Raw genomic sequence first — 25,205 nt, 5'->3', positions numbered from 1 at the left:
TGCTTGATCCATCATCAAAACCTCATCTATCATAAAATCATCCCACCTTATAAACGGCGGCATTGTCCTGTTTTATCGCCCTGTACCGTGTTACGTCCACCCACCGGTGGTGTCGCGTTATTTTCACATTCCAGATTGCCATCGACCTGATTACGGCTAATATTCAGCGTACCCCGATTGTTTTTGAGCTGGATATTTCCATTTACACGGTTATTGTGCAGCTGGGTCAGCTTGCCGCGTTCCAGTTGAATATTGCCTTCAATGCGGTTATTGGTCGCCACCAGCTGTGCAAAACGGCCTTTGGATTCCAGATTGCCATCAATATGGCTGTTTCGGAGAATGGCTTTGGCACCATCGGCCAGCATGACATTGCCATCGACCTGCACATTAGTTAAGGTGCATTGCTTGCCAACGAAAATATTGTCGGAAATCGAACGATCTTTTAAGCTGCCGCTACACTGCACATCAGCCCAGGCCGGCAGGGACAGGGTGGTGAATAAGGCTGCAATTAATAGGGTTTTCATCGGTCTATCCATAGCGCATTTTTCAGTAGCTTAATCAACGCAGATGAAAATAAAAAGAATCTACAGCAGCTAAAATTGAGTAAAAATGTAAGCGCATCAATAAAAAAACCACGCGATCAAGCGTGGTTTTTTTCAATCAGTTTAATCTAATACAGATTAGATTTTACCAACTAGGTCGATTGAAGGAGCAAGTGTTGCTTCGCCTTCTTTCCATTTTGCTGGGCAAACTTCACCTGGGTGAGCGTGAACGTATTGAGCAGCTTTTACTTTGCGAAGAAGTTCTTGCGCGTCACGGCCGATACCACCCGCGTTGATTTCGATGATCTGGATTTTGCCTTCTGGATCGATGACGAAAGTACCACGATCAGCAAGACCGTCAGCTTCAATTAATACTTCGAAGTTTTTAGACAGTGTCCAAGTTGGGTCGCCAACCATTACGTATTGGATTTTTTTGATTTCTTCTGAAGAATCGTGCCAAGCTTTGTGCGTGAAGTGAGTGTCAGTAGAAACTGCATAGATTTCAACGCCTAATTTTTGGAATTCAGCGTAGTTGTCAGCAAGGTCACCAAGCTCAGTTGGGCAAACGAAAGTGAAGTCAGCTGGGTAGAAGAATACAACTGACCATTTGCCTTTAAGATCAGCTTCAGTTACTTCAACGAATTGACCGTTGTGGTAGGCATTTGCTTTAAATGGTTTAACTTCAGTATTAATTAAGCTCATCATTGTCTCCATGATTGAGGTTTGTTTTGAATTTCAATTAGATTATAGAAATTTGCTTTATTGCTGAAATGGTATTTTTACATTACCACCATCGGAAAAACCGAATTAATGATTGTTTAAGCCATATTCAGGCGGTGTGTATTATTATGTAGCCGAAAAATATGATGACCACATGACAATTAAAAAGTACACCTTTTTCATTCCTCATCAAACATGATGTCAAGCTCGGTAAAATTCAAGGGTAAAGCAAAAATATTTTTTATTTTTAGGCAGACTGCTTGGAAATGTTCGTCATCGTCACAATCTAGAAGCCACCGTACTCAGTTTGCGGACAGCGGATTCGCTGCAAAAGCAGACAGGCTGGAGGGTCTGTTCGTTCATTTCATGGGCGTATTCTTCCGCTGGCTGTCATTACAGCGTAAAATAGCCGATTGATATTTTTTTATTTAAATTAGGAATCTTGTTCTGTGCAGAGTCATTTAAATGTAGATCAACTCGTTATGGCGCGTGACCGTCATCGTTTAAATCGACTGCGTAAAGGAAAAGATGCAAATGAAAAACAATATTCTGAGCTATTTGAAAAATCCAATCTGAAAGTTCGGGAACGCCTGGGCCGTATTCCAAACATCAAACTGAATCAGGATTTGCCGGTCACCCAATACGCCGACAAGCTGGTTGAGGCAATTCAAAAACATCAGGTGATTATTGTGGCGGGGGAAACCGGTTCGGGGAAAACTACCCAGTTGCCGCAAATTGCCATGCTGGCCGGGCGCGGTTTAACCGGTCTGATTGGTCATACCCAGCCGCGTCGTCTGGCCGCGCGCAGTGTCTCGCAGCGGATTGCCGAAGAAGTCGGTGAAAAACTTGGTGAATCCATTTCCTTTAAAGTCCGTTTTAATGAACAGGGCTCGCAGGATTCGCTTGTCCGCTTAATGACCGATGGTATTTTATTGGCAGAGCTGGCCAATGACCGTTACTTAAGCAAATACGACACCATTATTATTGATGAAGCGCATGAACGTTCCCTGAATATTGACTTCATCATGGGTTATTTAAAGCAGCTGTTGCCACGGCGTAAAGATCTCAAAGTCATCATTACCTCAGCGACTTTGGACGTAAACCGTTTCAGCAATTACTTTAATGGCGCGCCGATTTTTGAAGTCGAAGGGCGCAGCTATCCGGTTGAGGTACGTTACCGTCCCATTTCCGAACTGAGCATTGGCGGCAGTGATGATGATGAGTTTGATGACTTTGAAGAAAACCTGCCGCGTGCAGTGGTGCAGGCGGTGGAAGAATGCTTTGCCGATGCACAGGAAAAAGGTCATCCTGAACATGCCGATATTCTGGTATTTGCCAGCACCGAGCAGGAAATCCGTGAATTACAGGAAACCTTGATCAAGCATGGCCCGCGCCATACGGAAGTGTTGCCGCTGTATGCACGTCTGGCCCTGGCCGAGCAGCAGAAAATCTTTAATCCATCGGGCGGTGGCCGACGGATTATTATTGCTACCAACGTCGCGGAAACGGCGTTAACTGTACCGAATATCCGCTATGTGATTGACAGTGGTTTTGCCCGGATTTCACGTTATAACTATCGTTCACGTGTACAGCGTCTGCCAATTGAAGCAGTTTCGCAAGCCGCAGCCAACCAGCGTAAAGGCCGTTGTGGCCGTATTGCACCGGGTGTCTGTATCCGTCTGTATTCGGAAGAAGATTTCTTAAGCCGTCCGGAATTTACCGAACCGGAAATTAAACGCACCAACTTAGCTTCGGTGATTTTGCAGATGCAAAGTCTGGGCCTCGGTTCGCTGGAAGATTTTGATTTTATCGAGCCCCCAGATCATCGACTGGTCAATGATGGTCGCAAGCTTTTGATTGAGCTTGGCGCAATGACGGAGAAGAAAGCGAATCCGTCTAAAGCGACTGACGAAAATAATAGTCTCCCTCTGTCTAAAAGAGGGGTTGGGGGAGATTCCTTAACCAAAATTGGCCAGCAAATGGCAAAAATGCCGATTGATCCACGTCTGGCACGAATGATTCTGGGCGGGGCACATTTTGGTGCCTTAAATGAAATTCTGGTAATTGTGGCGGCACTGGCGGTGCAGGACCCACGGGAACGCCCGGCCGACAAACAGATGCAGGCCGATCAAAAACATGCCTTGTTCCGTGAAGCCGATTCCGATTTCCTGTTTTATCTCAAACTCTGGGATGCCTTGCTGGCCAATCGTGACTTGAGTGAAAACAAGCGCCGAAGCTTTGCCCGTAACCATTTCCTGAGCTGGTTGCGTTTACGTGAATGGAAGAAAACCCATGAGCAGCTGGTCGATCTGGCACAGGGGTTAAAACTGTCTTTCAATGAAAAGAAAGCCAGTTATGAAAATCTGCATCGGGCTTTATTAACCGGACTGTTATCGTTTATTGCCAATAAAACCGATGAACGTAATGTGTTTATGGCAGTGCGTCAGCAAAAAGCGCGGGTTTTCCCGGCCTCAACCTTGCATAAGACCAATACCCCGTGGGTGATGGCTTTTGAGATGGTGGAAACCTCGCAGGTGTATTTGCGGAACCTGGCCAAAATTGAGCCGGAGTGGATTCTTCTGGCGGCGCGTGATCTGTTAAAACATCATTATTTTGAACCGCACTGGTCGAAAAAAGCCGGAGTGGTCAATGCCTATGATCAGATTTCACTGTTTGGTTTAATCATTGAACCGAAACGTCAGGTGAATTATGAAAAGGTCGATCAGCCGGCGGCGCATGAGATTTTCCTGCGCGATGCCTTGACTACCGGTAACTTGGGAATTATGCCGCCGTTCTTAAAGCATAATTTACTCAAACTGGAAGAAGTGGAGCGGGTCGAAGACAAGCTGCGCCGCCGCGATCTGGTGGTAGATGAAGAAACCATCTATCAGTTCTATGCCGCAAAAGTGCCAACAGATGTGGCCAGCCGCCGTTCTTTTGAAGACTGGCGCGCGACCGTCGAGCCGAAAGAGCCACGTTATTTATTTGTTGATGATGATGCCTTGTGGCTGAATGATCGCCCGACCACGCAGCAATTCCCGGATTATCTGCGTAATGGCGAATTGCGTCTGGCGGCCAGCTACCGTTTTGATCCGAGCCATGATGAAGATGGCGCAACGGTAAAAATTCCGGTTCAGGCCCTGCCACAGGTCGATGAAAACATCTGGTCCTGGGGGATTCCGGGCTGGCGTGAAGAGCTGATTGAAGCGCTACTGAAAGCCTTGCCGAAAGATAAACGCCGTAACCTGGTGCCAATTCCGGATACCGCGCGCAAACTGAGTGCACGAATTGATGCGACGCATCTGCGTGAGCATATTTTCAGCTTCCTGGCTTTTCAGCTACGCGGCGATCAGATCACTGAAAAAGACTTTAGCTTTGAACGGGTCGATCAGTATTTGCTGCCGTTTATTAAAGTGATTGATGAAAAAGGCCGGGTCATCGAACAGGGCCGTGACCTGAGCGAGCTGAAAGCCCGCTGCCGTACCGAAACCCATAGTCCGGTGAAGCAGCTGAAAGGTGAATTTAAAACCTTCCCGGACAACTTTGTGTTTGAAGCCTCGCAAAAAGTCACTGGTGTGGTGGTCAAGCAGTATCAGGCGCTGGTACCGACCAAAGACTTTGCTGCGCTGGAACAGAAAGATGAATCGGGTGTGGTGATTCAAACCTTTAATGATCAGGCAGAGGCTATTAAACAGCATCGGGCCGGGGTGATTCGCCTGATTCATATGCAGCTGGGTGATTTAATCCGCCAGCTGAAAAAACAGATTTCTAAACCGCTGGCGCTGGCTTATTCTCCGTTGGGCGATAAAGCACAGCTGGAACAGATGCTGGTCTATGCCACCTTGCAGATGTCAATTGATGACTTGCCAGTCAACGCTGAACAGTTCCAAACGCTGCTACTTGAGGTAAAAAAATCATTCCTCAGTCATGGACAGAAAGCGCTGTTCAGCTTTAATGAGATTTATATTCAATGGCAGGATATCCGCCGTAAACTGCTGATGCTGGATGAGTCGGTCTTTGCCAAAAATATGGATGATATTGAAGATCAGCTGGACCTCATGAACCTGGCCGATTTCGTGTATAACAAGCCAGCAGACGTCTGGAGCGAATATCCACGTTATCTGAAAGCGCTGGTGCTGCGTTTGGAACGTTTGCCGAATAACCTGCAACGTGATGATGCCGCCATTGTGCAGATTGACCCGTGGATGGACAAACTGTTCAAGTTTAAAAATGACAGCCGCTTGAAAGAATTGTACTTTATGGTGGAAGAATTGCGCATCTCGTTATTCTCGCAGCCAATGAAGACCAAGATGCCAATTTCGCCAAACCGGCTACAAAAAGTATGGGAAAAGCTGGGAATCGGTTAAGATAGAGAGAATTTCAAAAAGGAGTTTTACATGGGCATTCGCATTACCGGTACGGGCTTATTCCATCCTGAAGATGTCATTACCAATGAAGAGTTAGTTGAAAGTTTAAATGCTTATGTGGAACAGTATAACTCGGCCAATGCTGACAAAATTGCAGCGGGCGAGTTAGAAGCACGCCGTGGCTCAAGTGCAGAATTTATTGAAAAAGCCTCTGGCGTGAAACGTCGCTACGTGTCAGAGAAAACCGGTCTGCTTGATCCAAACCGTTTACGTCCACATTTAAAAGAACGCGCTGATGATGAAATCTCGCTTCAGGCCGAGTGGGGCGTAATTGCAGCCAAACAGGCAATGGAAAATGCCGGTGTCACGGCTGAAGACATTGATGTGGTGATTCTGGCCTGCTCGAATATGCAGCGTGCCTATCCGGCGGTGGCCATTGAAATTCAGACTGCACTCGGGATTCAGGGCTATGCCTATGACATGAACGTGGCCTGTTCAGCAGCAACCTTTGGTTTAAAACAGGCGTATGATGCCATTAAAAGCGGTGCGCGCCGTGTCTTGCTGGTGAATGTCGAAATTACATCGGCACACAATGATTTCCGTTCGCGTGACAGCCACTTTATTTTTGGCGATGTTGCCACTGCGTCAATTATTGAAGACACCGACAGCAAAACCGGTTTTGAAATTGTGGACACTCAGTTATTTACCCAGTTCTCGAACAACATCCGTAACAACTTCGGTTTCCTGAATCTGTCTGAAAATGCCGATATTGATGACAAGCGTTTCCGTCAGGACGGCCGTAAAGTCTTTAAAGAAGTGTGTCCACTGGTTGCGAAAATGATTACCGCGCAGCTGGAGAAAAATGCGATTGCACCAGCCGATGTAAAACGTTTCTGGTTGCATCAGGCCAATGCCAGCATGAACGAACTGATTCTGAAACTGGTGGTTGGTAAAGCGGCTGCGGAAGCAGATCCGGCGTTGGTGCCAATTATTCTTGATGAGTTTGCCAATACTTCATCTGCCGGGGTCATCATTGCCTTGCATCGTACTGCGCATGAAGTGAATGATGGCGAATATGGCGTGTTATGTTCATTTGGTGCCGGCTACTCGGTGGGCTGTATCCTGGTACAAAAACACGTGGTTTAAGGGGCAGAGATTGCAGGTCCAGCATGATGCAAAATGGATCAAGACGCTGAGCGCCTTATCTAAACGCTATTTCACGCCGACCTTTTTAGGCAGTGAATATATTGATGCATCCCGACCTGCCATGTATGTGGGCAATCATTCCCTTTACGGGATTTTTGATGCCCCCGTCATTATTGATTATCTGTTCAATGAACATCAGGTGGCTATGGTCAGTATTGCCGACCACAGCCATTTTTATTTGCCAATCTGGCGCGATATTGTCAAAAAGTTCGGCGCAGTCGATGGCCAGCGTGAATATGTGCGTGCCTTGATGCAGCAGGGCTATTCGATTCTGGTCTTTCCGGGTGGCGGACGTGAAGTGCTGAAACATCCGGGCGAGCAGTATCAACTGATCTGGAAGCAGCGCTACGGCTTTTTACAGTTGGCACAGGAATTTCAGTACGACATTATTCCTTTTGCTGCCTTTGGCCCTGATGATATTTTCGAGTTTGGTTTTGATGCCAGAACCGTGGTGCAGCATCGTCTGTTTCAGAAACTGCTCAAAGTCCCTCAACTGGATAAATTATTACGTCATGGCGATGTGATTCCATCATTACCGAAACACCTGATTCCCAAGCGGGTACCTTTTTATTTTCAGTTTTTGCCACCGGTAGAGGTCGGGCAGAGATTAGGTTCTGAAGATTTGACCACGCTGCGAGAGGAAATCGCTCAGCAAATTTACCAGAGCTTAGCGCAGCTAAAAGCCCGTTCAACTGGGCACTCATCCTCATAATAGCCGGGTTGTGCCTGAGTTTAAGCCCGCATAAGTGATTTTTGATAAAAATAACGAGAAAACTTTATGAAAAATAATGCTTAGGTTAAGATGAACCATCCTTTTATTTGAAGTCTTTTGAACAGCTATGCAACCATTTGTTCTCTATAACTCAGAGCAGCGCAAAAAAGTAGAATTCGTGCCACGCGTCGATGGACAGATCGACATGTATGTCTGCGGTATGACCGTGTATGACTACTGTCATATTGGTCACGCGCGTGTCATGGTTGCATTTGACTACATCATCCGTTTCTTGCGGAGTCAGGGCTGGAAAGTCAAATATGTACGCAATATCACCGATATTGACGACAAAATTATCAAACGTGCCAATGAAAATGGCGAGAGTATTACCGCTTTAACCGACCGCTTTATTCAGGCCATGAATGAAGATGCAGAAAACCTCGGCTGTCTGGCTCCGGATGAAGCACCGCGTGCCACTGACTATATCGACCAGATGCAAAACATGATTGGCAATTTGGTTGACAAGGGCACCGCTTATCCGGCTTCAAATGGTGATGTTTATTTCCAGGTTGAAAAATTTGCAAAATATGGCCGTTTATCCGGTCGTAAACTGGAAGATATGCAGGCTGGTGCTTCAGAGCGTGTCGATGTCGAAGTAGAGAAAAAACATCCATTTGACTTTGTGCTCTGGAAACATGCCAAAGAAAATGAACCGGCTTGGCCATCACCGTGGGGCAAAGGTCGTCCGGGCTGGCATATTGAATGTTCGGCGATGTCGACCTGCTGCCTGGGCAATCATTTTGATATTCATGGTGGTGGTTCAGACCTGATGTTCCCGCATCATGAAAATGAAATTGCCCAGTCTGAAGCCTCTACCGGTGAGCAGTATGTTAATTACTGGATGCATGTGGGCTTTATTAATGTCGATGGCGAGAAAATGTCAAAATCGCTCGGCAACTTCTTCACCATTCGGGATGTGATGGAGAAATTCCATCCGGAAGTGATCCGTTATTTCATCGTGTCTTCACACTATCGTAGTCCGGTGAACTTCTCGGATGTAGCACTAAAAGAAGCCAAGACGGCGCTGTCCCGTTTCTATCATTCATTTAAAGCCTATCAGGCCGTGTATGGCGACAAGCTGTTAGAAACGCTAGATGACACATTGGTCGAACGCTTTAATACCGCAATGCGGGATGATTTTAATACCGCGGAAGCGATTGCAGTGCTGTTTGAAGTCAATAAAGAACTGAACCGCGCGGTGAAAGAAGAAAATGCCGAACAGGCAGCAATCTTCTATGCTACCTTGCGTCATCTGACCAATATTCTTGGTTTAGTACAGCACAATGTCGATGAATTCCTGAAGTCAGACATTGGCCAGGATGCACTTGGTTTATCTGAAGAACAGATTGAAGATCTGATTCAACAGCGTAAAGATGCCAAAAAAGACAAAAACTTTACCCGTGCCGATGAAATCCGTCAGTCTTTGCTCGATCAGGGCGTAGTGCTGGAAGATACCCGTCAAGGTACCGTTTGGCGTCGTGCTGATTAAATCGCCACTTGGAAGCATAAAGAGTTGACAGTTGTATGAAACTCTCTATAATGCACTTCCATATTGCGGGAATAGCTCAGTTGGTAGAGCACAACCTTGCCAAGGTTGGGGTCGCGAGTTCGAGTCTCGTTTCCCGCTCCAAAATTTTAAAAGCCTCAGTCAAATGATTGAGGCTTTTTTTATGCGTTTTTATCCAGATATGAAACATTATCCATTATCTACACTCAAACTTAGCTTAACTGCCTGAGCTAAAAAATGAGACTCATGTTCACCATCTTCCTGTGCTGTGGTTTATCAACAACAGGCGGAATCATGAAGAAATCGTGTGAAATCTTATACATTTAAAAACGTGACATTTGCATAGATATGCTAAAATTGCGAAAATTAATTTCTGCTTGAATGAAGACCGTTCAGCCCTGAACGAAGGTTAAAAATTTGAATTCTGAAAACATGTCAAACCCGATTGATTTTCAAGGTGTGGCGCTCAGTACCTTGCGTATAGAAGAACAAGCTCTGCAAACACTGGCCACACAAATTGACGAGCGCTTTAGCCGCGCCTGCGAAATTATTTTGCAATGTAAAGGCCGTGTGGTGATCACCGGTATGGGGAAATCCGGGCATATTGGCCGTAAAATGGCGGCGACTTTTGCCTCGACCGGTACACCTTCATTCTTTATGCATCCGGGCGAAGCAGGACATGGCGATTTAGGCATGCTGGTACGGGGTGATGTGCTGATTGCCATCTCCAATTCTGGCAAAAGTGATGAAATCATGATGCTGATGCCGCTCATCAAACATCTGCAAGTGCCGTTAATTACCATCAGCGGAGATGACAGCGGCCCAATGCCACAAAATGCCGATGTGGCTTTAACTTTAGGGAACATTCAGGAAGCCTGCCCACTGGGTCTGGCACCGACCTCGAGCACCACCGCAACATTGGCCTTAGGGGATGCACTGGCTGTGGCCTTACTTGATGCGCGTGGGTTTACCGCAGATGATTTCGCCCGTTCCCATCCTGCGGGTGCTTTGGGTAAACGCTTGCTGTTGCATGTCAAACACTTAATGCATACCGGCGCCGAGCTGCCAAAAGTCGCGCCAGAAACCCCAATGAACAAAGTGCTGTATGAAATTTCCGACAAGCGTTTGGGGCTGACCACGGTGGTGGATGAACAGGACACCTTATTGGGAATTTTCACTGATGGTGATTTGCGCCGTTTAATCGACAAACAGCAGGGCTTTGATATTCATCTGCCGGTGGCTGAAGTCATGATCAAGCAGCCTGCGACCATTTCTCAGGAAGCCCGTGCGGTTGAAGCACTGGCACAGTTACGCGATAAAAAAATTAATCAATTTGTAGTGGTCAATGATGCACATCAGGTGATTGGTGTGATCAGTATGCATGACCTGATTCAGGCCGGGGTAAATTAAAAAATGGCATCGTATATTTTATTGGAACAGGCACGTCACGTTGAGGCTTTGGTTTTAGATGTCGATGGTATTTTAAGTGATGGCTTTGTTACCTTAACCAATAGCGGTGATGAAATTAAAAACTTTGATATTCGTGATGGTCTGGGCATGAAACTGGTGCAGCAGGCCGGGGTGAAAGTCATCATCATTACCGGGCGTACCAGCCATATTGTTGAAAAACGTATGAATGCCTTGGGTGTGGACCTGATTTATCAGGGCCGTGAAGATAAAGGCGTAGCTTTACGTGAAGCCTGTGCCCAGCTGAATCTGGCACCAGAAGACTGTCTGTATATGGGCGATGACTGGCCAGATTTATCTGCCTTTGCCATTGCCGGGATGAAAGTCACGGTGCCGAATGGTCATGTTGAAGTGCGTCGTCGTGCTGATCTGGTGACTCAGGCGCAGGGTGGCCGCGGTGCGGTACGTGAAATCTGCGATATGATCCTAATGTCAAAAGGCGTATACGAACAGTTACTTGAAAAGTATACCGCGATCCCTCATTAATAAGATATTCCTCTGATTGAGTTGAGTTAAAACCCCACTTATGGATACCCGAGTTTTATATATTACTGCGATTGCAATTGCAGCTGTAAGTGGCGGTTATTACTATTACAGCGGTAAAGGCAATAAACTGGATACCGAGGGTTCCAGAAGTATGACCTATACGGCGGAGCAGATTAACCTGACTCAAACCGATGAACAGGGGAATTTATATGTTCGCGCTCAGGTTGACCGTTTAGAGCAGGATATGCAAAAGCAGACTTCTCAATTACAGAACCTGAATGCGTCCATGTATAAAGACGGGAAAGTTGATGCCACTTTTTATGCCAAGCAGGCACATGGCTATAATGACAATGAAAAAGTAGTGTTATCTGACCAGGTACGTGCCACCAAAATTTTAGCGCAAGGTCAATTAGAACTGCAGACGACAGAATTGACGGGCTATCCGGACAGTCGGGAAATTGAAACCGATAAACAGGTGATGGTGCAGTCTCCACAAGCTGAATTTGTAAGCCAAGGACTGAAAGCCAATTTGAATGATGGTCAATACGAATTTTTTAATATTCGAGGAACATATGAACGTTAATCCGAAGCTTGCAACACCTCGTACTTTCCTGAAGAAAGCCGCGCTTGTAGGTTTGGCAGTATTGTCCTCAGCTACAGCCTGGGCCTTGCCTTCAGACCGGAACCAGCCAATTACCCTGGTGGCTGACCGTGCGACATTTAATGAGCGTACCGGTATTACCACCTATACCGGTAATGTGATTATCGAGCAGGGCACAATGCGCTTGCAGGCCAATTCAATTGTGGCCAATCTGAACAGTAAAAAAGAAATCAGCACCATTACCGCCAATGGTAGTCCGGCACAGTTCCAGCAAAAGACTGACCCGAATAAAGGTCTGGCCAAAGGTCAGGCGCAGAAAATTGTCTACAATGCGGAAACCGGTATTATTACTTTGTCGGGCGGGGCATTTTTACAGCAGGATGGGGCCAGTATTCGCGGCAATACCTTGCGTTATAGTATGAACAAAGGCGATATTGAAGCCATTGGTACGCCAAACAACACCGGATCATCTTCAGGTCGCGTACAGATTGTGATTCCACCATCCAGTTCAAAATCATTCCCGGGAGCACGCGATTAATGGATCAGGTCGTACAGCCACAAACTCTGACAATCAAACACCTGGCCAAAAACTACAGTAAGCGCTGGGTGGTGAAAGATGTTTCTTTCTGTATGCAAAGTGGCCAGATTGTTGGACTGCTTGGCCCAAATGGTGCTGGTAAAACCACCAGCTTCTATATGGTGGTTGGCTTGGTACGTATGGACAAGGGGGAAATTCATCTGGATGAACTGGATTTATCTGACCTGGCCATGCATGAACGTGCGCGCAAAGGCATTGGTTACCTGCCACAAGAGGCGTCAATTTTCAGAAAACTGACCATTGCTGAAAATATCATGTCGATTCTGGAAACCCGTAAAGACTTAAACAAGCAGCAGCGTCAGCAGCGTTTAACCGAACTGCTGGCTGATTTTAAAATTACCCATATTAAAGATTCACTGGGCATGAGTGTATCGGGTGGTGAGCGACGTCGTGCGGAAATTGCCCGTGCTCTGGCTGCCGATCCGAAATTTATGTTGCTGGATGAACCTTTTGCCGGGGTGGACCCGATTTCTGTCGGGGATATTAAAGATATTATTAGCACCCTTAAAGATCGCGGAATTGGTGTATTAATTACCGATCATAACGTGCGCGAAACATTGGCAATTTGTGAGCGTGCTTATATTGTCAGTGAAGGTGCAGTGATTGCCGAAGGAACCCCACAGGAAATTCTGGAAAATGAAACTGTGAAACAGGTCTACTTGGGCGAAGATTTTAAGGTGTAGTTGGTGAAAAACACATATAATTGTTATTTGTTGTATGTGTTTTATCCTGAAAGCGTTTTATAATTAACAAAAGTATAAAAAACTAGCTTAAAAACATTTACAATTTTAAAAATATTTCAAAATATTAGTTTGAATGACGACAATGATGGGTTGCAAGAGCTTAACAGTTCATAAAAATAAATTATTCAGGCAGACGCTACTGTGGCAGGCTTTATTGCTGAGTGGACTGCTGAGCCAGTCGCTTTATGCTGAAACGACGACTTCAGAACGGCAAACACTTCAACAGAGCGTGGCACGTTTATTTACCCCGCAATCTGACCAGAATTTTACTCGTGTCCGTATTAGTGAACTGAGCCAGTTTCAGCTCGATACACAAAATATTCAGGAAATGCCCCGGGCAGTACCAGCATCATCTGTTTCAGAAACAGCGGCATCAGCCCGATCCTCTGTGCAACAGCCTTTAAGTTTTAATGACACCATTCGGACCGCTGTTCAGCGTCATCCTGAAATTTCCCAGGCCATTTCCACTTTGGCAGCCCAGAATGCCAGTATTGATGTGGCGAAGTCCGGTTATTATCCGCAATTATCTGGTGGTATTTCCACAGCAGACCTGACCAAAGGCGAGCGCGGCCGTCAGCTGCTGAGCCTGAATGCCACGCAAATGCTTTATGATTTTGGCAAGGTCAAAAGCAGTGTCAACTTGGAACAGGCCCGTTTGGCCGCAGAGCAGGCCAATGTGCTGGTCAGTATTGATGATATTGCTTACCAGACTGCCAATGCCATGATTAATATCAAACGCTATCAGGAAATTACCCGTATTGCTGAAGAGCAGATTCAGGGGATTGCCCGCATTGCGGAAATCACCAATTTACGTGCCGAGGCCGGGATTAGTACCCAGGCCGACCCGATTCAGGCCCGTTCCAATCTGGAAGCTGCGGAAGCCAATTTAATTGTGCAGCAAACCCAGCTGCGCCAATTTCAGCAAAAGCTGCGCACCTTGGTCGGGTTTGAGGTTCATCAGCGTAACTGGCAGATTCCAGAGCGGCTGGTGAAAGAGGCGCAATTATATTCAGAGCCGGTTTTTCAGCAGATTCCCGGACTAATGGCTGCTCAGGCTGAAGTTAAAGTGGCCAAATTACGCAAGCAGCAATCACGTTTAAGTGCTTATCCCACTTTAAATGTGAAAGGTTCTATAAGTCAGGCCATCAATGGTCGTAATCCGAATAACAATGAAGATGATGGCCTCTATAATTCGATCATGCTGGAAGCCAATAGCAACTTTTATCAGGGCGGCGCAATTGCGTCACAAACCCGGGCGGCCAGTTATGCAGAAGAAGCGGCCAAGGCACGGGTCAATAGTGTGTATCTAGAGGTGCTGGATGAAACCCGCATGCTGCGTGAAGAAATCCAGAACAAGCAGCGCCAGATGAATATTCTGGTCAAGCGTCAGGCCACCACCATCCAGACCAAAGAGCTGTATCAGGAACAATATAAATTAGGCACGCGCTCAGCTGTCGATTTACTGAATGCCGAACAGGCAATTCATAGTGCCGCCCAGGAAATTGAAAATACGCGTTTTGATATTTATGCCGCCATTGCGCGCTATATCTCCATTACCGGACGGACACGCGATATTTATGATTTAAACCATATATCCATTCAGGGGTTTGAAGTTCAGCCATGAGTACTAAAATAAATTATCAACCGTGGCTTCAAGCAGTGCTGAGCATTGCCAAGCATTACCGGATTGAACCATCCGCAGAACGTATCCGCTTGCAGCTGGACTGGAATCCGAACCAGAACATTGATGATATTTTAAATCTGATCGCCCGTCAGGTGGGCCTAAGTCTGCGCAAAACCGACTTTAGCGCCGAGGTGATCAATCCCTGGCGTTTGCCGGTACTGGTTGAATTCCAGGATGGTCAGGTGGGCGTAATTGACAAGGTCGATGCCGAAGGCAACCTGAGCATTCAGTTCAGTGGCGATCAGGGTTTATCACAAACGCTGGCCAGCGATACTTTGGCGGAGCATGTGTGGCATGTCTATATCCTGCGCCCGGAAAAATCGGTTCCCGATGCGCGGGTAGATGAATATGTCAAACCCTATGAAGATAACTGGTTCTGGTCAATTGTGCTACGGGACTGGAAACGTTATATCGATGTAATGTTTGCCTCCCTGATGGCCAATATTCTGGCACTGGCCACCATCCTGTTTTCGATGAATGTCTATGACCGGGTAATTCCGGCGCAATCGGTTCCAACCTTGTGGGTATTGGCAGGCGGGGTGCTGATTGCGGCCATTTTCGAGTTTAGTTTAAGGGTCGCACGGATTTATCTCTCCGATATTGTCGGCAAGCGCGCTGATCTGCGTATTTCAGACCGGGTCTATGGGCATGCGCTACGGATTAAAAACAGTGAACGCTCTAAATCGACCGGGACCTTTATTTCACAAATTCGTGAACTAGAAGGGGTGCGTGAACTGGTGACGTCGACCACCATTTCTGCAATCGCTGATTTGCCTTTCTTCCTGCTGTTCCTGGGCGTGTTCTGGGTGATTGGCGGGAACCTGTTCTGGGTGATGCTGATTGTGGTACCGCTCATGATTATTCCCGGCATTCTGGCGCAAAAGCCTCTGGCTAAACTGGCTAATGAGGGGATGCGTGAAGGGGCAATCCGCAATGCCATGCTGGTGGAATCGGTACAGGGCATTGAAGACATCAAGTTATTACGCGCCGAAGCCCGCTTCCAGAACCAGTGGAATCATATGAATGAAGTCTCCGCCGATATTGCCATGCGTCAGCGTAAAATTGTTGGGGTGATGACGGCCTGGACCCAGAAAATTCAGGGGCTGACCTTTGCAATTGTGGTGCTGGTCGGCTGTTTTGCCGTGATGGATGGAGAAATGACCACCGGTGCTCTGGTGGCTTGTTCAATTTTATCTTCACGGATGCTGGCACCAATTTCACAGATTTCCGGCGTGCTGGGCCGTTTACAACAGGCCAAAGTGGCGAAACAGGGACTGGATGAATTAATGAAAAAACCGGTTGATCAGCCGGAACATAGCCACTTAATTCATCGTCCGGTGTTAAATGGTCATTATGAATTAAGCGGGGTCAGCTTTAACTATGGCGAAGATGATCCTAAACCGACCTTGATGGTGCCCAAGCTCGAAATTAAAGCTGGTGAAAAAATTGCCATTCTGGGCCGGAATGGTGCCGGGAAATCTACCTTGTTGCAGCTTTTTTCCGGCATGCAAACCCCGAATCAGGGCAAAATTAAACTCGATGGCGTAGAGTTGGGCCTGATTGATCCTGCTGATGTACGCCGTGATATGGGCCTCTTGAATCAGAATGCACATCTGTTTTTTGGCACGGTACGGGAAAACCTGACTTTGGGTGCACCATTGGCCAATGATGACGATATTTTACAGGCACTTCGAATTACCGGCGCGTTGGCTTTTGTGCAGGAAAAGAAAGAAGGACTGGACCATCTGATTCTGGAAGGTGGTGTGGGGTTCTCTGGCGGCCAGAAACAGGCCTTGCTGCTGGCACGTTTGCTGCTGCGTCAGCCGAATATTTTATTGCTGGATGAACCGACGGCTGCAATTGATGATGTCTCCGAGAAACAGCTGATTGATCATTTGAAAATGTGGCTTGGGCACCGGACTTTGGTGGTGGCCACCCATCGCCGTGCAGTGTTAGAGCTGGTGGACCGGATTATTGTGGTCAATGATGGAAAAATTGTGATGGACGGGCCACGAGATCAGATTCTTAATCAGTCTGCATCTCAACCACGTCAGATGGCAGGAGCGAAGTCATGAGTGAACAATTAAGCAAACGTTCAATGCAGGTGACCGAGCTGGAGCCACCTTTACCTAAAGCCAGTCTGTTTATCTGGATTATCTGTATTGGACTGGCAGTTTTGCTACTCTGGGCCTGGCTGTTCAAGCTGGAAGAAGTATCCACCGGCACTGGTAAAGTGGTGCCATCTTCGAAAGAGCAGGTGGTACAGTCCTTAGAAGGCGGGATTCTCACCACCTTGAATGTCCGCGAAGGGGAAATTGTTAACCGTGGGCAGGTGCTGGCCCAGCTGGACCCGACCCGGTTTGCTTCTAATGTGGGGGAATCGGAATCTTTGCTGGTATCTTCCTTGGCGACTTCGGCCCGGTTACGCGCTGAAGTAAATGGCACACCTCTGGTTTTTCCGGAAGAAGTGCTGAAAGAGCCAAAACTGGTACAGCAGGAAACTGCTTTATACAATTCGCGCCGGGCCAACTTAGAAGAATCGCTGGCCGGTTTACGGCAGGCTCTGGTGCTGGTCGAGCAGGAATTGCGTATGACTGAACCCTTGGTGGCCAAAGGTGCGGCCAGTGAGGTGGAAGTGCTGCGTCTGAAACGCGAGGCCAATGACCTGCGTAACCAGATGAATGATATTCGTAACCAGTATTATGTCAAAGCGCGTGAAGAGCTGTCCAAGTCCAGTACCGATGTACAGACCCAGCAACAGGTGGTACGTGGCAAGTCCGACACCTTGAACCGCACAGTCTTCAAGTCGCCGGTACGGGGTGTGGTCAAGGAAATTGATGTGATGACCATTGGCGGGGTCGTACCGCAAAATGGCAAGTTAATGACCATTGTGCCTTTAGATGAACAGCTGTTAATTGAAGCGCGGATCTCGCCGCGAGATATTGCATTTATTCGCCCAGACCAGGAAGCACTGGTCAAAATTACCGCCTATGATTATTCGATCTATGGCGGTTTAAAGGGTAAGGTCACGGTGATTTCACCGGATACCATCCGTGATGAAGTCAAGCAGGACCAGTTTTATTATCGGGTTTATATCCGGACTGATACCGATAAACTGACCAATAAATCTGGCCAGCAGTTCAGTATTACCCCCGGAATGGTGGCCACGGTTGATATTAAAACTGGTTCTAAAACCGTACTGGATTATCTGATTAAACCGTTTAACAAGGCCCAGGAAGCATTACGCGAGCGTTAATCGTCAACTCAACATAACCTCCCAGTTTGGGAGGTTTTTTATTGCCAAAATTTGCCTGAAAACACGTTATAATTTCAGAGATTATTGCATTTTAGCTGTGTTATGCCATTTACCATTGCCTCCCTTGTTCGCTTTGAAGAAGACATTAAAAAGAGCCGTTTTGAGGCCATTGCCGTACCGGTAGAAAACGAACAGGCGGTTAAAGATTTTCTGGAAGCCAACAAAGACCTGACCACCACCCATCAATGCTGGGCATGGAAAATTGGCCATCAGGTGCGTTTTAATGATGATGGTGAACCTTCTGGCACTGCCGGCCGACCTATTCTGGCCACCATTGAGGGCAATGAGCTGACCAATGTGCTGGTGCTGGTCAATCGCTGGTATGGCGGGATTAAACTTGGCACCGGTGGTCTGGTGCGCGCTTATGGGGGGTGTGCTGGGCAATGTCTGTTGCTGGCAGAAAAAATTGAACTGATTGAAAAGAAAAAAGTCGAGTTTCAGTGCCAGTTTAATGAATGGGCCATTTTCCAATATGAACTGAATAGCCAGAATATCGAGTTTGAGGAACAGTACGGGGCAGATGGCGTGCAAGTCAATGCCTTATTACAGGTGCATCAGATTGAGCCTTTGGCCTTAAAAATTCAGGACGTTACCCGCGGCCGGGAACAGCTCAAAGTCATGGAGGAGCCAGCAGATGACTGAACATGATCCTTTGCTGAAATATCGGGAACAGCATAAACATCGGCTGAATTATATGCCATGGCTGTACTGGTCGCTGAAACCGAAAAACCGGGTCTGGGCCGAAGCCTGGCAAAAAGACTATCAGGCCTATTTGATGGAGATGGAAACGGTAGAAATTGGCGAGAACTGCTTTATTTCACCGCTGGCGCATATTTTTGCCGAACCGGGACGTAAAATTATTATTGGGGATAATACCTTCATTGCTGCAGATTGTACCTTGCATGGCCCGCTGGACATTGGCAGTGAAGTGGCAATTAATCATCATAGTATTCTAGATGGGGGCCGGGTCGGGATTAAGATTCACGATCAGGTGCGTATTGCCGCCTATTGCCATTTATATGCCTTTGATCATGGCATGGATTTGGCTCAGCCGATTTACCAGCAGCCGGTGCGTTCGCAGGGCATTGAAATTGAACGCGATGTCTGGCTGGGTGCTCATGTCGGCGTTAAGGATGGTATTAAAATTGGCGCCCATGCGGTTGTCGGCATGCACAGCATGGTCACCAAAGATATTGAAAGCCGGGCCATTGTCGCGGGGAATCCGGCACGTTTGATTCGTTATCGTGATTAATCTCATACATAGCTCTCTATCTTCAAATGTCTGTGTTTTATTTACATTTTGTCATGTCATCCGCTGAGGACTTATGCTAAGTTTTAGATAACAATTAAAACGAAAGCCTGGCAGACAGGCAACAAGAGAGGCGACAATGAAACGAGTAATTGCCTGTATTGATTCTTCACCCTGTATCAATGCACTCGCGGAAGCCGCAGCGTGGATAGCCAAGCAGACCCAGCGGGAACTGGTGCTGTTACAGGTGCTGGACTATTATCCGGCCAGTTATCACTTAGGTGAAATTAGCGGGGTCATTGGTTTTGAAAGCAATGCCATGTTATTGAAGGAACTGGCCGAGCTGGAACAGAAACAGAGCGACATTGCGCTGGAATATAGCAATAATCTGCTGCGTCATATTTCCGAGATGGTGCAGCAAAAATATAATATTGTGCCGACCCAGATTCAGGAAAAAGGCGATTTTCTTGAACAAAGTTTTAATGTCTTACAAGAAGATGATATTGCGGTTATTGGCCGGGTCGGGGAGCGTTCCGCCGAACGCAATAAAGCCCTGGGCAGTAATGTCGAAAACTTTATCCGCGGAGCCAATTGTGCCGTTATGACGGTGGGCGAGCAGTTTAAACCGCCAACCCGTTTTATTTTCGCTTATGAATATTCACCAACCTGCTTAAAAATCATGAAGCGCATCACCCAAAGTGATTTGCTGCGTCTGCTGCAATGTCATTTGCTGTATGTGGGTGATCATCCGGAAATATTAAATGAACCGACCCAGTATTTAAAAGCCGCTGGTTTAGATGTGGTGGTGGAATATCGTTATGGAGATGTGGCGGAGAATATTCTGGATTATCAGCGTGAACATGGTATTCAGCTAATTTTGCTTGGGGCCTTTAGCCACAGCAAAATCCATCAGTTTTTCTTAGGCAGTATTACCACCACCATTTTCCGGAATTCCAATGTGCCGTTACTGGTGGTGAAATAAAGCCCAAATATCTTACACGCATCTGATGAATTACTGTCCAAGGTTATCCGCATTTATTGTGGATAACTATATGGACAGTATATGTAAGTTTATAAAAAATAAAATAAATATTATTTTGTGTGTTTTTTGTTCTGTTTGGGCCTTATTTAACGATGGCCAAGGCAAAGCCATCATGCCCTTTGCTGCCTACCGTTTGTAAGGCAGTTGAAGACAATAAACGTGGATGCTCCTGCATTAGCTTAAACATCTTGCGAATGCCTTCAATGCTGGGCTTGTGATTGTCCGGATTGATGATGTCACCGGCGCGAATTACATTGTCCAGAAAAATTAAGGTACCGGAGCGTGACAGATTCAGGCTCAGTTCCAGATATTCCGGATAGCTCTGTTTATCCGCATCAATAAAAATAAAGTCAAACGGGGCAGTATCAGCTGGCAGGCTTTTTAAAATATCGGCGGCGCGGCCCACACGCAAATCAATAGTCTGTTTCAGCTTGGCCTGATCAATATTTTCCTGTGCCACGGCGGCGTGTGCATCACGACCTTCAATAGTCAGAATATAGCCATCTTCCGGCAAGGCACGCGCCAGCCACATGGTGCTATAGGCAGCAAAGGTACCAAGTTCCAGAATACGTTTACAGCCGTTCATCTGAATTAACATCTGTAACAACATGCCCTGGTTGGGCGCAACAGCAAGGTGATCCGGATAACCCCGATCATCGGTATGTTTTAAGGTTTGGGTCAGAATCGGATCTTCAGGAATTAAATGTGTTTCGATGTAGTGGTCGAGGTCGGTCCACATTTGTTTCATAGTCGGGGGCACCTTTGTTGCAATGCATGCATTTTAAACTTTTCCCCCTAGAGTGCAATTTTTATCGGGAGAGTTGCAGAATTAATAGACATAAAAAGAGGTGCCGCAGCACCTCCGTATTCAGATCCGGATTTATTCGTAATAGCACATTGACGAATAGCGGCTTAAATCCGGTCCCCAGGTACGATAGCCCTGCGTATCAATATGGATTTGCCCTGAAGCATACAGTCCCAAGCCCATATTCAGGCTTTGACCATACTGGGTCCAGAACTGGCACAGTCTGAACTTGGTATTTTCAATAAAGGCATAATCTTGCGGCTGTGGAAATTCCGGCCCAATCCGGAAATCAATAGCGGAATTATATAAATGCCGTGAGGAACTGGCACCACCGGCGCACTGGTTCAGCGGTAAATCGCGATAGACTGAAGTGACTTCAAAATCGGTCAGGACTTTGGAGGCAACCAGATATTTAAAGACTTTTAAGGTTGGAATCTGATTGCGCCATAATTCGCGGTTGGGCACCATGTATTGCGAGCGGCCACATTTTTGCCAGTCACGTGCGGTGCGCAGTAATTCAAAACTTGGAATAATATTGCCGACGCCTTCAGCATTCAGGAATTTTTCATATTCGCGGACCTGGCGCAGGTTATCGGTCACGGCAATCCAGCTGTTATAGGCATAGGGCACCACTTTTGGTGCGACCTTGCGTTCATAGCTGATTTTTTCTTGTGGGATATAAATCCGTTTTCCATCAGGCGAATGAATCGTTTTCCCTTTCTGCGGTGTGGTTGTACATCCGAGCATGATCAGGGGCACGATGCTGAGCGAGAGCACCGCCTTGAGAAATTGCGTCATTATGCAAATCAAACGTTTACTAAAATCCTAAGCATTCTAATCTAAAAGCTTCGGTAAAAATTGAAAATATTGCAATCAAATGTGTGTTTTAGGTATAAAAAAAGATCAGCTTTTGCTGATCTTTTTAAAATTACTTTTCTAAGTATTGTAATTTGTCCGGCTTACCATTCCATTCTTCACGGTCAGCAGGCTGTTCACCAATTTGCGTGATATTTGGCCATTTTTCTGCCAGTTCAGCATTCAGCTCGATAAATACTTCCTGACCTTCTGGTAGCTCATCTTCCGAGAAAATCGCATTGGCTGGACACTCAGGTTCACACAGTGCGCAGTCAATACATTCATCCGGGTTAATCACCAGGAAGTTTGGACCTTCATAGAAACAATCTACAGGGCATACTTCTACACAGTCTTGATATTTACATTTAATACAGTTTTCAGTGACAACAAATGTCATGGCGACAGCTACCTAAAAATATGGTTCTAATAACTAAGCTGTATTTTAGGCAAAAATGATGTGAACTAACAATTGCTTTTACTGATATTTGATATAGACAGTGCTACTAAATTTGATAAAAGTGCTATAAAACCATCAAAAAAACTTATAAATGAAAAAGACTCTCAAATGAGAGCCTTTCCATATATGAAATTCAAGTCTTGAATCAGGCGTTTAGCTGCTCTTTCAGGGCATACAATTGCTCTAGAGCCTGACGTGGGGTGAGATTATCGACATCCAGTTGGCGTAAGGCTTCGAGGGCCGGTGATGGTTTTTCAACTTCGACAAGCCGTTCAATCACTTCAGTTTCTACCACCGGTTCACTGAATAAATCATGCTGGACCGATTTTTGTACCGACTGATGTGACTGCTTTTCCAGAATCTTCAGGCGATTTTGTGCTTCTTTAATCACATTGGCAGGAATACCGGCCAGTTTGGCCACCTGCAAACCATGACTCTGGCTGGACGGACCCTGCTGGACTTTATGCAGTAAAATCAGGTTGCTATTGAGTTCTTTGGCCGTAACATGATAATTATCAATACCTGATTCTTTGCCCAGCTCGGTCAGCTCGAAATAATGCGTAGCGAACAGGCATAAGCATTTGATCCGTTTGGTTAAATCCAGCACACAGGCCCAGGCCAGGGACAGGCCATCATAGGTACTGGTGCCACGGCCGACTTCATCCATCAGCACCAGTGACTGATTGGTGGCATGATGCAGAATTTGCGAGGTTTCGGTCATTTCCACCATAAAGGTTGATTTACCGGTAGACAGGTCATCGGCCGAACCAATCCGGGTGAAAATCCGGTCAATCGGACCTAGCACCGCAGCTTGAGCCGGCACATAACTGCCACAATAGCCAAGCAGGGCAATTAGTGCGGTCTGGCGCATAAAGGTCGATTTACCGCCCATATTCGGCCCGGTAATAATTGCCATACGATGGTTAAAATCCAGTGTGGTGTCATTTGGGGTAAATGCGGTTTTGCTCAAGGCTTCCACCACTGGATGACGGCCGGCGACAATCTTGACTCCAATTTCCGGTGAAAATTCCGGACGGGTCCAGTTTTTCAGGCGGGCCTGATGGGCAAAGTTGGCCAGCACATCAATCTGGGCAATGGCGCTGCTCATCATCTGCAAATTGCCAATGTCCTGACGCAGCTCATCCAGCAGCATTTCAAACAGCATTTTTTCCCGTGCCAGCGCGCGTGATTCACTCGATAATACTTTGTCTTCAAAACTTTTCAGTTCTGGGGTGATATAACGCTCGGCATTTTTTAAGGTCTGACGGCGAATATAATGCTCCGGTGCCTGTTCAGCCTGCGCACGGGACAGTTCAATATAGTAGCCACTAACGCGGTTATAGCCAATTTTAAGCGTGTTGATGCCAGTACGTTCACGCTCCTGAATTTCCAGATCAATCAGGAACTGGCCGGCATGATCACGGATTTGACGTAACTCATCCAGCTCGCTGTCAAAGCCTTCGGCAATGACATTACCATCACGCAGCAACACCGGTGGCTGTTCCACAATGGCCGCCATTAAACGCTGGTAAAGGCCCTGAAAATCGCCCAGTTCTTCATTCAGCTGTTGTAAATATTTGGATTGGCCGGCACTGACAATCGGCTGCACGGCATGACGTAAATACGGAATCTGGGCACAGGCCTGACGCAGCTGCACCAGATCACGTGGGCGCGCACTGCCTAAAGCGACCCGGCTCAGCACACGTTCAATATCACTAATTTCTTTCAGTACCAGACGAATTGGTGCATCGTGATAACCGGTTAAAATCGCTTCGGTCGCATCCAGCCTTGCATCCAGCAGTGCGGTATCACGTAGCGGTTGCATTAAGGTGCGGCTAAGTAGACGACCACCCATCGCGGTCTGGCAGTCATTAATCAGCTGAAACAGTGAGGTGCCGTGTTCAAATAAAGGTTCAATCAGTTCCAGATTACGCCGGGTCACCGGGTCTAGCGCAATAAAATCGCTACTTTGTTCCAGCTGAATCGAGCGGATATGCGGCAACGCCGTTCTTTGGGTTTCTTTGGCATAGTGAATCAAGGCGGCGGCGGCGGCTTTGGCCAAAGGCAAATGATCAATCCCAAAGCCAGATAGGGTAGCTACGCCTAGCTGGTCACACAGGGTTTTCTGGGCATTATTCAGGTTAAAATCGACATTTGGACGTTTGGTAACCGGGCAATCCAGCTGTTTTTTAACAGACTCGATGATATTCGGATCGACAATATCTTCATCGACCACAATTTCGCTTGGCATGAGACGCGACAGTTCAATCGCCAGCTGTTCCGGTTGATACTCCTGCTGCTGGACCTTGAAAATACCGGCACTTAAATCTAGCAGTGCAATCCCGATCTGGTTCTGCTGTAAACAGAGCGCGACCAGATTGGAAGATTGATAGCTATTGAGCAGGGCATCATCGGTGAGTGTGCCGGGGGTAATAATCCGTACTACGCCACGTTCCACCGGGCCTTTGCCAGTTACCTCGCCAATTTGCTCGCAGATCACCACGGTTTCGCCTTTTTTGACTAGTCGCGCCAGATAACCTTCGGCAGAATGATAGGGCACGCCGGCCATCGGAATTGGCTGGCCATTGGCCTTACCGCGATGGGTCAGGGTAATGCCTAACAGTTTGGCCGCCTTGTGCGCATCATCAAAAAATAATTCGTAGAAATCACCCATTCGATAAAACATTAAAGAATGTGGATGTTGTATCTTCACTTTTAAATATTGTTGCATCATCGGGGTATGCGAAGATAAGTCAGCCACAATTTCTTGCATGTTCATGTACATTCA

General features: G+C 46.8%; 21 protein-coding genes and 1 tRNA gene. 16 read left to right on the top strand and 6 right to left on the bottom strand.

The genetic code is table 11. The features are described from left to right. Positions 1-47: 47 nt before the first annotated feature. Together P253_RS05845 and ahpC are read right to left on the bottom strand one after the other, a co-directional pair. Positions 48-524 (bottom strand): hypothetical protein, encoded by a 477-nt coding sequence (locus P253_RS05845; RefSeq protein WP_016659126.1) that lies wholly within the window; start codon positions 522-524, stop codon positions 48-50. 156 nt (positions 525-680) lie between these two features. Beyond that, a complete protein-coding gene (ahpC, locus tag P253_RS05840; RefSeq protein WP_016659125.1) occupies positions 681-1,244 on the bottom strand; it encodes an alkyl hydroperoxide reductase subunit C in 564 nt (187 codons plus the stop codon). Positions 1,245-1,711: 467 nt separating this feature from the next. Between ahpC and hrpA the strand changes: the two genes are divergently transcribed. The 16 genes from hrpA to P253_RS05760 all read left to right on the top strand — a co-directional run bounded on the left by hrpA (position 1,712) and on the right by P253_RS05760 (position 20,240). Then, positions 1,712-5,629 (top strand): ATP-dependent RNA helicase HrpA, encoded by a 3,918-nt coding sequence (gene hrpA, locus P253_RS05835; protein WP_016659124.1) that lies wholly within the window; start codon positions 1,712-1,714, stop codon positions 5,627-5,629. A gap of 30 nt (positions 5,630-5,659) precedes the next feature. After that, positions 5,660-6,775, top strand: coding sequence for a beta-ketoacyl-ACP synthase III (locus P253_RS05830; protein ID WP_016659123.1), 1,116 nt, complete (start codon positions 5,660-5,662; stop codon positions 6,773-6,775). Positions 6,776-6,785: 10 nt separating this feature from the next. Next, entirely contained in the window at positions 6,786-7,547 is a 762-nt protein-coding gene (locus P253_RS05825; protein WP_016659122.1) for a lysophospholipid acyltransferase family protein, read from the top strand. A 127-nt stretch (positions 7,548-7,674) separates the two neighbouring features. Further along, positions 7,675-9,096, top strand: coding sequence for a cysteine--tRNA ligase (gene cysS, locus P253_RS05820; RefSeq protein WP_016659121.1), 1,422 nt, complete (start codon positions 7,675-7,677; stop codon positions 9,094-9,096). Positions 9,097-9,161: 65 nt separating this feature from the next. Continuing rightward, positions 9,162-9,237 (top strand) — tRNA-Gly (locus tag P253_RS05815). Positions 9,238-9,546: 309 nt separating this feature from the next. Next, positions 9,547-10,524 carry a KpsF/GutQ family sugar-phosphate isomerase gene (locus P253_RS05810; protein WP_005178820.1) on the top strand — a complete coding sequence of 326 codons (978 nt, stop codon included), beginning with the start codon at positions 9,547-9,549 and terminating at the stop codon, positions 10,522-10,524. A gap of 3 nt (positions 10,525-10,527) precedes the next feature. Then, the gene (locus P253_RS05805) at positions 10,528-11,067 is read left to right on the top strand and encodes a KdsC family phosphatase (protein WP_005178818.1); all 540 of its coding nucleotides are present in this window, start codon (positions 10,528-10,530) and stop codon (positions 11,065-11,067) included. 40 nt (positions 11,068-11,107) lie between these two features. Continuing rightward, positions 11,108-11,650, top strand: coding sequence for an LPS export ABC transporter periplasmic protein LptC (gene lptC / locus P253_RS05800; protein ID WP_016659120.1), 543 nt, complete (start codon positions 11,108-11,110; stop codon positions 11,648-11,650). Then, positions 11,640-12,206, top strand: coding sequence for a lipopolysaccharide transport periplasmic protein LptA (lptA, locus tag P253_RS05795; protein WP_005178815.1), 567 nt, complete (start codon positions 11,640-11,642; stop codon positions 12,204-12,206). The genes lptC and lptA overlap by 11 nt, the downstream gene beginning before the upstream one ends. After that, positions 12,206-12,949: an LPS export ABC transporter ATP-binding protein gene (gene lptB, locus P253_RS05790; protein WP_005178814.1), complete on the top strand. Its 744-nt coding sequence runs from the start codon at positions 12,206-12,208 to the stop codon at positions 12,947-12,949. The genes lptA and lptB overlap by 1 nt, the downstream gene beginning before the upstream one ends. 142 nt (positions 12,950-13,091) lie before the next feature. Beyond that, the gene (locus tag P253_RS05785; protein WP_016659119.1) at positions 13,092-14,633 is read left to right on the top strand and encodes a TolC family outer membrane protein; all 1,542 of its coding nucleotides are present in this window, start codon (positions 13,092-13,094) and stop codon (positions 14,631-14,633) included. Then, the gene (locus P253_RS05780) at positions 14,630-16,768 is read left to right on the top strand and encodes a type I secretion system permease/ATPase (protein ID WP_016659118.1); all 2,139 of its coding nucleotides are present in this window, start codon (positions 14,630-14,632) and stop codon (positions 16,766-16,768) included. The genes P253_RS05785 and P253_RS05780 overlap by 4 nt, the downstream gene beginning before the upstream one ends. Continuing rightward, positions 16,765-17,949: a beta-barrel domain-containing protein gene (locus P253_RS05775; RefSeq protein WP_005178811.1), complete on the top strand. Its 1,185-nt coding sequence runs from the start codon at positions 16,765-16,767 to the stop codon at positions 17,947-17,949. Before P253_RS05780 ends, P253_RS05775 begins: the two co-directional genes overlap by 4 nt. A gap of 102 nt (positions 17,950-18,051) precedes the next feature. Continuing rightward, the gene (locus tag P253_RS05770) at positions 18,052-18,651 is read left to right on the top strand and encodes an IMPACT family protein (protein ID WP_016659117.1); all 600 of its coding nucleotides are present in this window, start codon (positions 18,052-18,054) and stop codon (positions 18,649-18,651) included. Further along, on the top strand, positions 18,644-19,261 hold the full coding sequence (locus P253_RS05765; RefSeq protein ID WP_005178809.1) for an acyltransferase: 618 nt from the start codon (positions 18,644-18,646) through the stop codon (positions 19,259-19,261). Before P253_RS05770 ends, P253_RS05765 begins: the two co-directional genes overlap by 8 nt. A gap of 136 nt (positions 19,262-19,397) precedes the next feature. Beyond that, positions 19,398-20,240: a universal stress protein gene (locus tag P253_RS05760; RefSeq protein WP_005178808.1), complete on the top strand. Its 843-nt coding sequence runs from the start codon at positions 19,398-19,400 to the stop codon at positions 20,238-20,240. Between the two features lie 142 nt (positions 20,241-20,382). On the opposite strand, the gene P253_RS05755 is transcribed toward P253_RS05760, so the two are convergent. From P253_RS05755 to mutS, 4 genes are all read right to left on the bottom strand, one after another. Then, a complete protein-coding gene (locus P253_RS05755; RefSeq protein ID WP_016659116.1) occupies positions 20,383-21,048 on the bottom strand; it encodes an O-methyltransferase in 666 nt (221 codons plus the stop codon). A 132-nt stretch (positions 21,049-21,180) separates the two neighbouring features. Next, positions 21,181-21,903, bottom strand: a complete 723-nt coding sequence (locus P253_RS05750; protein ID WP_005178806.1) for a D-Ala-D-Ala carboxypeptidase family metallohydrolase — start codon at positions 21,901-21,903, stop codon at positions 21,181-21,183. 130 nt (positions 21,904-22,033) lie between these two features. Beyond that, positions 22,034-22,357 carry a ferredoxin FdxA gene (gene fdxA, locus P253_RS05745; protein ID WP_005178805.1) on the bottom strand — a complete coding sequence of 108 codons (324 nt, stop codon included), beginning with the start codon at positions 22,355-22,357 and terminating at the stop codon, positions 22,034-22,036. A gap of 205 nt (positions 22,358-22,562) precedes the next feature. Continuing rightward, positions 22,563-25,196: a DNA mismatch repair protein MutS gene (gene mutS / locus P253_RS05740; protein WP_035363218.1), complete on the bottom strand. Its 2,634-nt coding sequence runs from the start codon at positions 25,194-25,196 to the stop codon at positions 22,563-22,565. Positions 25,197-25,205: the final 9 nt, after the last annotated feature.

Origin of the sequence: Acinetobacter indicus CIP 110367 (assembly GCF_000488255.1) — a bacterium.
Taxonomy (GTDB): domain Bacteria; phylum Pseudomonadota; class Gammaproteobacteria; order Pseudomonadales; family Moraxellaceae; genus Acinetobacter; species Acinetobacter indicus.
Note: the sequence above shows the minus strand (reverse complement) of the source record. Positions and strands in the feature narration are given on the sequence as shown.